This is a genomic window from Cupriavidus sp. D39 (assembly GCF_026627925.1).
Taxonomy (GTDB): Bacteria; Pseudomonadota; Gammaproteobacteria; order Burkholderiales; family Burkholderiaceae; genus Cupriavidus; species Cupriavidus ulmosensis.
The window spans coordinates 4980824-4993298 of the sequence record NZ_JAPNLE010000009.1 but is presented as its reverse complement, the minus strand read 5'-3'; the positions used below and the strand labels follow the sequence as shown (position 1 = coordinate 4993298).

Sequence of the window (12475 nt, the reverse complement as noted above, 5' to 3'; positions counted from 1 at the left end):
GCCGCAAGCCAAGGAAACCGCTTCATGACCGCAAACGCCTCCGCCCCAGCCCCCAGCACGGCCCCAAGCGCGGCCCCAAGCGCGGCCCCCTTTCGCGTGGCTGCCATCCAGACCGTCAGCGGGGTCTCGCCCGAGGCCAACCTGGCCCGCGCCGACGCGCTGATCGCGCAGGCCGCCAAGGGCGGCGCCGAGCTGGTGTTGCTGCCGGAGTACTTCTGCATGATGGGCCTGCGCGAAGGCGACAAGGTGGCCATCCGCGAGCGCGACGGCGACGGGCCGATCCAGTCATTCCTGGCCGATGCGGCGCGCCGGCACCGTATCTGGCTGGTCGGCGGCACCCTGCCCATGTGGTGCGAGGACGAGGACCGCGTCTACAACACCTCGCTCGCCTACGACCCGCGCGGCGAACGCGCGGCACGCTACGACAAGATCCACCTGTTCGGCTTCACGCGCGGCAGCGAAAGCTACGACGAATCGCGTACCATCCTGGCCGGCCAGACCCCGGTCAGCTTCGATGCGCCCTGTGGACGGGTCGCCATGTCAGTCTGCTATGACCTGCGCTTTCCGGAGCTCTACCGCCAGCTCGCGGCGGGCGGCGGCACCAGCTTGATTTTGATGCCGGCCGCCTTCACCTACACCACCGGCCAGGCGCACTGGGAGATCCTGCTGCGCGCCCGCGCCATCGAAAACCAGTGCTATGTGCTGGCCGCCGCACAGGGCGGAAAGCACGAGAACGGAAGGCGCACCTGGGGCCACTCGATGCTGATCGATCCCTGGGGCGAGGTGATGGCGGTGCTGCCGGAAGGCGAAGGCGTGGTGAGCGGGCTGATCGATCCCGCCCGGCTGGACGAGGTGCGGCAGAACCTGCCTGCGCTGCGCCATCGGGTGCTGTAGCATGTACAAGCCATGACCTGGCCGATTCCCCGGAATCGCCAACATCCCAGATTTTTACGCGGCGGCGCTTTTCGCGCCACCGCGGCACGACGATAAAGGACAACCATGAACGCCGGCGACCTCGGAATCCGCAACCTCGCCACCGCCCAGCAATTGCTGCTGGCCCCCTACGGCCTGGACGAAACCAACCTGCAGCGCGTGCTGGCGGATATCTTCACGCATAAGGTCGACTACGCCGACCTCTACTTCCAGTACACCCGCAACGAGGCGTGGAGCCTGGAAGAAGGCATCGTCAAGTCCGGCAGCTTCAGCATCGACCAGGGCGTTGGCGTGCGCGCCGTGTCCGGCGACCGCACCGCCTTCGCCTACTCCGACGACATCAGCCTGGACGCCTTGCTCAAGGCCGGCGCCGCGACCCGCACCATTGGCCGCGCCGGCAGCGGCCGCGTCAAGGTGGCGAGCAAGATGGCCTCCCAGGGCGGGCGCAACCTGTACTCGCCCAACGATCCGCTGGACTCGATGGACGCGGCCGAAAAGGTGGCGCTGCTCGAGCGCGTGGAACGCATGGCCCGCGCCAAGGACCCGCGCGTGGTGCAGGTGATGGCAGGCCTGGCCGGTGAATACGACGTGGTGCTGGTGGCACGCAGCGACGGCGTCATCGCCGCCGACGTGCGCCCGCTGGTGCGCGTGTCGGTCACGGTGATCGCCGAGCAGAACGGGCGCCGCGAGATCGGCTCCTCCGGCGGCGGCGGGCGCTATGCCTACGGCTATTTCACCGACGAGCTGCTGCGCAAGTACGTGGACGAGGCCGTGGCCTCGGCGCTCGTCAACCTCGAGGCGCGCCCGGCTCCGGCCGGTGCCATGACCGTCGTGCTCGGCCCGGGCTGGCCCGGCGTGCTGCTGCACGAGGCCATCGGCCACGGCCTGGAAGGCGACTTCAACCGCAAGGGCTCCTCGGCCTTTGCTGGCCGCATGGGCGAGCGCGTGGCGGCCAAGGGCGTAACCGTGGTGGACGACGGCACGCTGGCCAACCGCCGCGGCTCGCTCAACCTCGACGACGAGGGCAACCCGACCCAGTGCACCACGTTGATCGAGGACGGCATCCTCAAGGGCTATATCCAGGACACGCTCAACGCGCGCCTGATGAAGATGCCGGTGACCGGCAACGCGCGCCGCGAGAGCTACGCCGCGCTGCCGATGCCGCGCATGACCAACACCTACATGCTCAATGGCAACCGCGATCCGCAGGAGATCATCGCCAGCGTCAAGCGCGGCCTCTACGCGGTCAACTTCGGCGGCGGCCAGGTCGACATCACCAACGGCAAGTTCGTGTTCTCCGCCAGCGAGGCCTACCTGATCGAGGACGGCAAGATCACCACGCCGGTCAAGGGCGCCACGCTGGTGGGCAACGGCCCGGAATCGCTCAAGGACGTCACCATGATCGGCAACGACATGCGCCTGGACTCGGGCGTGGGCGTGTGCGGCAAGGAAGGCCAGAGCGTGCCCGTGGGCGTGGGCCAGCCGACCCTGCGCATTGAAAACATGACGGTGGGCGGCACGGCCTGATTGCCGTCCAGCGGGCCGGGCGCGGCCCTTTGCTGTTCAGGGCCGCGCCTCGTAGATCAGGTTGAACGGCGTTTGCGCCGCCCGGCGAAAACGCGAAAACCCGCCCTGCTGCACCACCGAGCGCATGCGTGCCTCGCCCGACTGGGCGCCCAGGCACAGGCCCACCTCCTGCGAGCGCGACGCTGGCGTGCAGATAAAGGTCGAGGCCGAGTAGAAGACCCGGCCGACCGGGTTCAGGTTGTCTTCGAGCCGGTCGTTGGCGAAGGGCTCGACGATCATCCAGGTGCCGTCCGGACGCAAGGTCTCGCGCACATGGGCGGCTGCGCCGACCGGATCGCCCATATCGTGCAGGCAGTCGAACACGGCCACCAGGTCGTAGTCCTTGCCGCCATACTCCTTGGCTTTTGCCACCTCGAAGTGCACGCGATCCTGCAAGCCGGCGCGCGCCGCCGCCTCGTTGGCATAGCGGATCGACGGCTCGTGGTAATCGAAGCCGTAAAACGCCGATGCCGGGTAAGCCTGCGCCATGATGATGGTGGAGGCGCCATGCCCGCAGCCCACGTCGGCCACGCGAGCGCCCGCCTGCAGCTTGGCCTGCACACCCTCCAGCGCGGGAATCCATTCCGAAGTCAGGTGCGCCGCATAGCCCGGGCGGAAAAACCGCTCGGTGCCGTGGAACAGTGACGGATCGTGTTCATGCCAGCCCAGCCCGCGCCCGTTGCGAAAGGCATCCACGATCTTGGGAATCGCCTTGAACTGCGCCACCGCGATCTGGAAGGCACCGGGAATAAAAGCAGGGCTGCCTTCCTGGGCCAGCGCGAAGGCTTGCTCCTCGGTCAGGCTGAACAGATCGCTGGCCGGGTCGTACGCGACATAGCCGCTGGCCGCCTGCGCGGACAGCCACTCGAGCAGGTAGCGCTCATCGGTATGGGTTTTCTCGGCCAGCACCTGTACGGTCATCGGTTTCTCGGCCAAGGCTTTGTAAAGGCCAAGCGTATCGCCGACCACGATGGTGGCGGCATGCATCACCGCCCCCAGATCCTGGACGAACTGCGCCATGAAGGCGTTCAGCCTCCCCTCATCGATCGCCATGATGTTTCCCTCCCCTCGCCTCAGCCCGGCGTGCCTGACCTGCCTGGCATGCCGCGTTCGCCTGTCTTCCCCCGGGCAAACCTGTGCAGGTGCCGCCGCGGCACTGCCGTGCGCGCTGGCGGCGCCTATACTGGCCTCATTGATGTTGGTCCATGCACGGGAACGCGCCAATACGCAGCATTGCGTACCGGCGCGCTACCCAAAGCCGCCGCAATGCTCACAGTCAGCCGCTGCCAGGATGCCCAGACGCTCTCCATGCTCGCCAGGCTGACCGCGCGCGAGCAGCAAGTGCTGCGCTGGCTGGCGCACGGCAAGACGGACCGCGAGATCGCGGGCATGCTTGGCATCAGCGCCCGTACGGTGCAAAAGCACCTGCAGCATGTGTACGTGAAGCTAGGCGTGGAGAACCGCACCGCCGCCGTGATGCGCGGGCTGGAACTCGATCCGGGACCCGCCATGGTGCGTCCGGAAATTGTGGCCGGCCCGATGCCGGACGCTTGCCAAGCCCCATAAAACGCGCTATAAAGATGCTTCGTTACCGGATGGTCAACCGCCGCTACCGGCAGAATTGGCAGGGCTGGCGCAATTTTATGCCATCCCGTGACGCGTTGCCGCAAATAACCGACGCCATTTGAGCCGCATCCCATCCATGTCCGCTAAGTTTTATTTTTACTTTTTTAGCGATCTCGCACCGCTGGCGGATGGAGAGGGACGATCGTAAGTGCCTCCAGAATTCAAAAAAGCCGCCAGCGAACCTGGCGGCTTTTTTTATACCGGCCCGCACCCAGCTCTAGCCCAGACAACCCAAACACACGACCCTACAAAATCCGGAGCCATCATGCTGAAGAACACCGACGACCTGCGCATTCGCGAACTCAAGGAATTGTTGCCCCCCGCGCACCTGATCCGCGAGTTCGGCTGCTCCGAAAGGCGTCCGACGTGATCTACGGCGCGCGCCAGTCCATGCACCGGATCCTGCACGGCATGGATGACCGCCTGATCGTGATCATCGGGCCCTGCTCCATCCACGACACCCGCGCCGCGCTCGAGTACGCCAAGCTGCTCAAGGTCCAGCGCGATCGTTTCGCCGGGGAGCTGGAAGTCGTGATGCGGGTGTATTTCGAAAAGCCGCGCACCACTGTGGGCTGGAAGGGGCTGATCAACGACCCGCACATGGACGGCAGCTTCAAGATCAACGACGGCCTGCGCACCGCGCGCGAGCTGTTGCTGAACATCAGCGAGATGGGCCTGCCGACCGGCACCGAATACCTCGACATGATCAGCCCGCAATACATCGCCGACCTGGTCAGCTGGGGCGCCATCGGCGCGCGCACCACGGAAAGCCAGGTGCACCGCGAGCTGGCCTCCGGACTGTCGTGCCCGGTCGGGTTCAAGAACGGCACCGATGGCAACGTCAAGATCGCGGTCGATGCGATCAAGGCCGCTTCGCAGCCCCACCATTTCCTGTCGGTGACCAAGGGCGGCCACTCCGCCATCGTGTCGACCTCGGGCAATGAGGATTGCCACATCATCCTGCGCGGCGGCAAGACTCCGAACTACGATGCCGCCAGCGTGCAGGAAGCTTGCGAAGCGATCTCCAAGGCCGGCCTGGCCGCACGCCTGATGATCGATGCCTCGCACGCCAACAGCAGCAAGAAGCACGAGAACCAGATCCCGGTCTGCGAGGACATCGGCCGCCAGATGGCCGCGGGCGACGAGCGCATCGTCGGCGTGATGGTGGAATCCCACCTGGTGGGCGGTCGCCAGGACCACGCCCAGGGCACGCCGGTGGAAGACCTCACCTACGGCCAGTCGGTCACCGATGCCTGCATCGGCTGGGACGACTCGGTGAAGGTGCTCGAAACCCTGGCTAACGCCGTCAAGGCACGCCGCCTGGCCAAGGGCGCGGGCAACTGAGCCGCCTGACGCGGCCCGGGGGCGCGAGCGCTCCGGGGCTGCGGGCAAAGAAAAAGCCGCTGGGATCAGCGGCTTTTTCTTGTTCCTGACCCGCGCGCGGCATTTGCCGGCGCCGGTTTGCTTACTTCTTCAGGACCAGCCCACCCGGCAGCGATTCGATGTAGGCAGCGATATCCTTCAGCTCATCCCGGGTGAAGGGACGCGGCTTGCCGTCCTTGCCCGTCACGCCGGGGTTGGCGTTGACCTGGCCGGCCATGATGGCGTTGGTGCGGCCCACCTGCGGGTTGCCGGTGATCTGGTAGGCGGCCAGTGCGTGGTACAGATAGTCGGCGTGCTGGCCGGCCAGCTTCGGGTAATCCGGCGTAATGGGGGCGTTCATGCCGGCACCGTGGCAGGCCACGCAGTTGCCCTTCTCCACCAGCGCCTTGCCGTGCGCGAGGTCGGCAGCCGAGGCGGTGATGGCCGAGGCGCCCAGCACGAGTGCGCCGATCGCGAGCGAAAGCGTCTTAAGCGTATTCATGGGTGGGTCCTCTTACTTCTGGGTGTTGTTTTGCGTGCTGGAAGACTGCTGCGCGTAGTAGGCAGCCACGTCGGCGATGTCCTGGTCGGTCAGGGTCGCGGCAATGCCACGCATGGTCGGGTGCTTGCGCTCGCCCTTCTGGTATTCCTTGAGCGCATTCTCGATGTATTTGGCGTTCTGGCCGCCGAGCAGGGGCACCTGGTACACCTCGGGGAAGGAGGCGCGATAGCCGGGAATGCCATGGCAACCAATACACATCGCGACCTTGTTTTTGGCGGCGTCCACATTGCCCTTGACTTCCTGGGCTTGCGCAGCCGTTGCGGCCGCGCCCAGCACCACCATCGTGAGGAGCTTTTTCATTGTCGTAGCTGATTGGAAGTGTTAAACCCTGCGTGACCTGCCCAACCGGTCGGAAATGGCTTCAGAATGCGTCCGGCCGGACCGTATCTGCCCGCGGGTAGATGCGGTGCTGCCAGCGTGCCGGATACCTGGGCGCTGCTTGCTGGTGGTGCCAGCCGCTGCCAGTGCATCCCGGCGTAGTCTCCGCCTCATTCTGTAACCATCTCTTGTCATCGCCGCCTCCCGGCAAGGACCGCGGGAGTGACAAGGCGGACAAAGCGAGGGGTGGAGTCTTGGACGTGGGGGCGCGTCAAACCGCCGCATTGTACAGCACGCTGCACGTGGCAGTCCAGCATGGCACGGCGAGCCGCACGCGAACCGAAAAGCTCTTTTATACTGGCCAATTCCGACACGCATAAACCCCTTCAGGTTGCCCCATGTCCAACACCACCAACGCCAGCCAGAACCAGCAAAACCGTTTCGAAGGCACGCAGCAGTACGTTGCCACCGATGACCTCAAGCTGGCCGTCAATGCCGCGCGCGCGCTGCAGCGCCCGCTCCTGATCAAGGGCGAGCCCGGCACCGGCAAGACCATGCTGGCCGAGGAGGTGGCCGCAGCACTCGGCATGCCCCTGCTGCAGTGGCATATCAAATCCACCACCAAGGCACAGCAGGGCCTGTACGAATACGACGCGGTGTCGCGCCTGCGCGATTCGCAGCTGGGCGACGACCGCGTCCACGACATCCGCAACTACATCATCAAGGGCGTGCTGTGGCAGGCCTTCGAGGCCGACCAGCAAGTGGTGCTGCTGATCGACGAGATCGACAAGGCCGACATCGAATTCCCCAACGACCTGCTGCGCGAAATCGACCGCATGGAGTTCTATGTGTACGAGACGCGCGAACTGGTCAAGGCGCGCCACCGCCCGCTGGTGATCATCACCTCGAACAACGAGAAGGAACTGCCCGACGCCTTCCTGCGACGCTGCTTCTTCCACTACATCAAGTTCCCCGATGCCGAGACCATGCAGCGCATCGTCGACGTGCACTATCCCGGCATCAAGCGCGAGCTGGTGGCCGCCGCGCTCGAGTCCTTCTACGAGATGCGCAACCTGCCAGGCCTGAAGAAGAAGCCCTCCACCTCCGAGCTGATCGACTGGCTCAAGCTGCTGATGGCCGAGGACATTCCACCCGAAGCGCTCAAGAGCCCGGACAAGAAGGCCGCGATCCCGCCGCTGCACGGCGCGCTGCTGAAGAACGAGCAGGACGTGCACCTGTTCGAGCGCCTCGTCTTCATGAACCGCGCCAACCGCTAAGCGCCGCGCCATGGCACGCTTTATCGAACCCGTCACCCTGCGCGGCCAGCACGCCCTGCTGGAGCCGCTCGGCCTCGAGCATGAGGCCGAGGTGCAGGCCGCCGTCGCCGATGGCGAACTGTGGAAGCTCTGGTACACCTCGGTGCCGGCGCCGGACCAGGTGCGCGCGTGGACCGACACCGCGCTGCAGATGCGCGAGCAACAAGGCGCGATGCCGTTCGTGATCCGCGAGATCCGCGACGGCGTGCCGGGCGCGGTGGTGGGCGCGACGCGCTACTTCAATGTCGACGGCGCCAACCGGCGCCTCGAGATCGGCCACACGTGGCATGCGCAGCGCGTGCAGCGCAGCGCCGTGAACACCGAATGCAAGCTGATGCTGCTCACGCACGCGTTCGAGCAGCTGGCGTGCATCGCGGTGGAATTCCGCACGCACTGGATGAACCACCAGAGCCGCACCGCCATCGCCCGTCTTGGCGCCAAGCAGGACGGCGTGCTGCGCAACCACCAGCGCATGCCCGACGGATCCCTCCGGGACACCGTGGTGTTCTCCATCATCGCCAGCGAATGGCCGACGGTGAAGCGCCACCTGCAATACCGCCTGGACCTGCCGGGGCGCGCCTCGTGAACCAGCACGCAAACCGCCGCACCCGCTCCGGGACACTCTACGCGAGCCCATCATGCTGATCGATTTCTTCTTCTCGCTGCGCCACGCCAAGCTGCCGGTCTCCGTCAAGGAATACCTGACCATGCTGGAGGCCCTCAAGGCCGAGGTGATCACGCCGTCGATCGACGAGTTCTACTACTTGTCGCGCATGACACTGGTCAAGGACGAGAAGCACTTCGACAAGTTCGACCAGACCTTTGCCGCCTACTTCAAGGGCATCGAGAGCCTGGTCGACTGGAAATCCGACATCCCCCTGGACTGGTTGCAAAAGACGCTGGAGCGCGAGCTCTCGGCCGAGGAAAAAGCCAAGATCGAGGCCATGGGCGGGCTCGACAAGCTGATGGAGCGCCTCAAGCAACTGCTTGACGAGCAGAAGGAAAAGCACGAGGGCGGCAACAAGTGGATCGGCACCGGCGGCACCTCGCCGTTCGGCCACGGCGGCTATAACCCGGAAGGCATCCGCATCGGCGGCCCGTCCAAGGGCAACCGCACCGCGGTCAAGGTATGGGAGACCCGCGCCTACAAGGACTACGACGACCAGGTCGAGCTCGGCACGCGCAACATCAAGGTCGCGCTGCGCCGCCTGCGCCGTTTCGCGCGCGAAGGCGCGGAGACCGAGCTGGACCTGGACGACACTATCCACTCCACCGCCGCCAACGCGGGCCTGCTTGACATCAAGCTGCGCCCGGAGCGCCACAACAAGGTCAAGGTGCTGATGCTGATGGACGTCGGCGGCTCGATGGACGACCACATCAAGCGCGTGGAGGAGTTGTTCTCGGCCACCAAGACGGAGTTCAAGCACCTGGAGTATTACTACTTCCACAACTGCGTGTACGACTATGTGTGGAAGAACAACCGCCGCCGCCATGCGGAGAAGATCGCCACGTGGGACCTGATCCACAAGTACACGCCGGACTACAAGGTGATCTTTGTCGGGGATGCCACCATGAGCCCGTACGAGATCCTGCAGCCTGGCGGCTCGGTCGAATACAACAATCCCGAAGCCGGCGCGGTCTGGCTCAACCGGCTGATCGAGCAGTTTCCGCGCTTTGTCTGGCTTAATCCCGAGCCGGAAGGGCTTTGGCAGTACCGGCAGTCGGTGACGGTGATCAATCAGATCATGAAGTCGCGGATGTATCCGGTGACTTTGGGGGGCTGGAGCAGGCTATGAGGGTGTTGTCGAAGTAGATGGTTTTTGGTTTGATGAAGTTCTATTGCTTCTGGCTCCGCTGACGCGGGGGCTGTCTCCTGTGGGCGGGGTTTTGATGCTTCTAGCTGCTGATGCAGAATAGCGTGAGTGGGCAGTGTTTTAGCGCTTCTAGCTGCTGGCGCGGCTGTACGGTGTTGGCCGTTTTAGAACGTGTGAGATGTCACTTTTCTTTACTCGTAAAGAAAAGTAACCAAAGAAAGCGATCCTTGCAGGAGGCTGGCGTGTCGGGGTTGCGTAGCCCGGTGGTTTCGTCGTCAGGCCCCGGGTTCTAATGGACTCGTGCCGTTACCGGTTTGAATGGCCACGATACTGCGGGTGACGCTGGTTTCGTGGTGAGGCTGCTCGGTAGCGGCATCCCTGCCCAATCGCCCATCTGCCGGTACCGGCTCGAAGCATCACGATATATCACGCCGTGATGGTTTCGTGGTGGGGTGAGCGCGGTGACGAATGCCTCGGCATTATTTTTTCGGTGCCACCGCGCCCACGACGAAAAGGGGACGCCTGCAACTTCGTGGCCAGTCACTCCGCGAGCGACAGACGGCTTGAAATTCGTGGTGGTGGCTACCGGTGGGGGCCACCACGAAACCCTGGGCATTGGCAGCGTCGTGATGATCTAAACTGGTAACGGCACGAGGTCATTAGCACCCAGGGCCGTACGGCGAAACCATTGGGGTCCCCAATGACGCCACGCCAGCCTCCTGCAAGGATCGCTTTTTTGGTTACTTTTCTTTACGAGTAAAGAAAAGTGACATCTCACACGTTCCAAAACGGCAACGCCGCCCAGCCGCGCCAGCAGCTAGACCGAAGTTCCATGGAGACGCCGCGGCTGCGGCGTCGCGAAGCCCTTTTCCTGATTGAGGAATCGGCTCATTGGGAGGCGTTCGATACCCGCATTTTGTAGTCACTAAAAGTTCTTGACATTGGCGAGTTTTATCCTATTCTGCTGGCTATGCCAGCACGAACCGGAACCGCTCACGTCGTTACGACGACCCGCAAGTACAAGGACCAGGTCTATCGCACCCACCTGTTGCGGCGCAGTTACCGCGAGGACGGCGTGGTCAAGAACGAGACGCTGGGCAACCTGTCCCACTTGCCCGAGGCACTGATCGAGATCATCCGCCGCTCGCTCAAGGGCGAGACCTTCGTGCCGCTGGGCGAGGCGTTCGAGGTGACACGCTCGCGCGCTCACGGCCACGTGCAGGCGGTGGCCACGGCCATGCAGCGTCTGGGCTTTGCCTCGCTGATCGCCTCCAAGCCCTCGCGCGAGCGCGACCTGGTGCTGGCGATGGTGGCCGCGCGCATCGCGGCGCCGCACACGAAGCTGGCCACCACGCGCTGGTGGCACACCAGCACCCTGGCGGAGGACTTCGGCGTGACCGAGGCCAACGAGAACGACCTGTACGCGGCAATGGACTGGCTGCTCGCGCGCCAGGGCACAATCCAGAAGAAGCTCGCCGCGCGCCACTTGAGCGCCGGTGGCCTGGTGCTGTATGACCTGAGCTCCAGCTACTTCGAGGGCAGCACCTGCCCGCTGGCCAAGCTTGGCTACAGCCGCGATGGCAAGAAGGGGCTGCTACAGGTCAACTACGGCTTGCTCACCGATGCGCGCGGCTGCCCAGTGGCGGTGTCGGTGCATGAGGGCAACGTCGCCGACAGCCAGACCTTCATGCCCGAGGTGCGGCGCCTGCAAGAGGAATTTGGTCTCTCCCGATTGGTCATGGTGGGCGATCGCGGCATGATCTCCAGCAAGGCCATCGACCAGATGCGTGAGGGCGGTGACCTGGGCTGGATCACCGCGCTCAAGAGCGCCTCGATCCGCCCGCTGCTCGAGCAAGGGCAACTGCAGCTTGGCCTGTTCGACGAGCGCAATCTGCTGGAGCTGAGTTCACCGGACTATCCGGGCGAGCGGCTGGTGGCGTGCCGCAATCCGGAACTGGCCAGGCTACGTGCCCACAAGCGAGAAGATTTGTTGGCGGCCACCGAGGCGTGCCTGCAGCCGATCGTTGCCCGCGTGCAGGCGGGCAAGCTTGCCGGGCGCGATCAGATCGGCCTGCGCGTGGGCAAGGTGATCGACAAGTACAAGGTGGCCAAGCACTTTGCGCTGAGCATCGACGACGCGGCCTTCACGTTCAGCCGCAACAGCGAGGGCATCGCCCGCGAGGCGGCGCTCGACGGCCTCTACATCATCCGCACTTCGGTGAGTGCGGCGCAGATGGACTCGGCCGAGTGCGTGCGCAACTACAAGGCGCTGGCCAACGTGGAGCGCGCGTTCCGTTCGCTAAAAACGGTGGACCTGAAGGTGCGGCCAATCCATCACCGCACGGCCGATCGGGTGCGTGCGCATATCCTGCTGTGCAGGCTGGCCTACTACGTCGAATGGCACATGCGCGAGGCTTGGCGCGAACTGATGTTCGCCGACCCGGATCAGGCCGCCAAGGCCACGCGTGATCCGGTGGCGCCTGCCGTGCGCTCTGCGCCAGCGCTGGCCAAGGCGGCGCGCCACACACTTGACGACGGCACGCCCGTGCACAGCTTCTCGAGCTTGATGGCCGAACTCGCCGCGATCGTGCGTAACACCTGCCGTACACCCAGCGCTGGCGCTGAAGTGCCGACGTTCGAACTCGTCACCACGGCAAACGCGAAACAGAAGCAGGCTCTGGATTTGCTTCAGCAAATCCGCGTGTAGACAGAAACTGGAACCCGGGCATCACGACAAGTGCCTGTCGCAAAAGGGGAAACTCGCCCAGGCGGCTGGTGAACTTCGGGCTAGAAGAGCGAAAACCCCGCCCACAAAAGACCCACCCGCGTCAGCGGGGCTAGGAACACCAAAGCCCCGCCCACAAGAGCCCCCTACATCAGCGAGGCCACAAGCAAGCAACACGAAGTAACCAACCCAGGGATTCGTGGTGGTCCCCCCGGTAGCTGTCACCACTTGCTTCAAGCCGTCTGTCGCTCGC

The 12475-nt window shown here is 64.6% G+C and carries 9 protein-coding genes and 2 pseudogenes; 8 read left to right on the top strand and 3 right to left on the bottom strand.

What is annotated here, in order from left to right:
- Positions 1–24 precede the first annotated feature (24 nt).
- Complete coding sequence (locus OMK73_RS35335; RefSeq protein WP_267606069.1) at positions 25–894, top strand: carbon-nitrogen hydrolase family protein; 870 nt, start codon at positions 25–27, stop codon at positions 892–894.
- A 105-nt stretch (positions 895–999) separates the two neighbouring features.
- Entirely contained in the window at positions 1000–2460 is a 1461-nt protein-coding gene (gene tldD / locus OMK73_RS35330; RefSeq protein WP_267606067.1) for a metalloprotease TldD, read from the top strand.
- A 36-nt stretch (positions 2461–2496) separates the two neighbouring features.
- Here tldD and OMK73_RS35325 read toward each other — a convergent pair whose 3' ends face one another.
- The gene (locus OMK73_RS35325) at positions 2497–3552 is read right to left on the bottom strand and encodes a class I SAM-dependent methyltransferase (RefSeq protein WP_267606065.1); all 1056 of its coding nucleotides are present in this window, start codon (positions 3550–3552) and stop codon (positions 2497–2499) included.
- Positions 3553–3765: 213 nt separating this feature from the next.
- Between OMK73_RS35325 and OMK73_RS35320 the strand changes: the two genes are divergently transcribed.
- Positions 3766–4065 carry a helix-turn-helix transcriptional regulator gene (locus OMK73_RS35320; protein ID WP_318236682.1) on the top strand — a complete coding sequence of 100 codons (300 nt, stop codon included), beginning with the start codon at positions 3766–3768 and terminating at the stop codon, positions 4063–4065.
- A 325-nt stretch (positions 4066–4390) separates the two neighbouring features.
- Positions 4391–5469, top strand: a pseudogene (gene aroG / locus OMK73_RS35315) (3-deoxy-7-phosphoheptulonate synthase AroG).
- Positions 5470–5590: 121 nt separating this feature from the next.
- Here aroG and OMK73_RS35310 read toward each other — a convergent pair.
- Both OMK73_RS35310 and OMK73_RS35305 read right to left on the bottom strand, forming a co-directional pair.
- Positions 5591–5989, bottom strand: a complete 399-nt coding sequence (locus OMK73_RS35310) for a c-type cytochrome (protein WP_267606064.1) — start codon at positions 5987–5989, stop codon at positions 5591–5593.
- A 12-nt stretch (positions 5990–6001) separates the two neighbouring features.
- On the bottom strand, positions 6002–6349 hold the full coding sequence (locus tag OMK73_RS35305; protein ID WP_267606063.1) for a c-type cytochrome: 348 nt from the start codon (positions 6347–6349) through the stop codon (positions 6002–6004).
- A 416-nt stretch (positions 6350–6765) separates the two neighbouring features.
- On the opposite strand from OMK73_RS35305, the gene OMK73_RS35300 reads away from it, so the two are divergent.
- The 4 genes and pseudogenes from OMK73_RS35300 (at position 6766) to OMK73_RS35285 (ending at position 12204) form a co-directional block, all read left to right on the top strand.
- Positions 6766–7644, top strand: coding sequence for an AAA family ATPase (locus OMK73_RS35300; protein ID WP_043344836.1), 879 nt, complete (start codon positions 6766–6768; stop codon positions 7642–7644).
- Positions 7645–7654: 10 nt separating this feature from the next.
- Entirely contained in the window at positions 7655–8269 is a 615-nt protein-coding gene (locus OMK73_RS35295) for a GNAT family N-acetyltransferase (protein WP_267606062.1), read from the top strand.
- 52 nt (positions 8270–8321) lie between these two features.
- Positions 8322–9496 (top strand): annotated as a pseudogene (locus OMK73_RS35290) (vWA domain-containing protein).
- A gap of 971 nt (positions 9497–10467) precedes the next feature.
- On the top strand, positions 10468–12204 hold the full coding sequence (locus OMK73_RS35285; RefSeq protein ID WP_267606061.1) for an IS1634 family transposase: 1737 nt from the start codon (positions 10468–10470) through the stop codon (positions 12202–12204).
- The last annotated feature ends 271 nt before the right edge of the window (positions 12205–12475 follow it).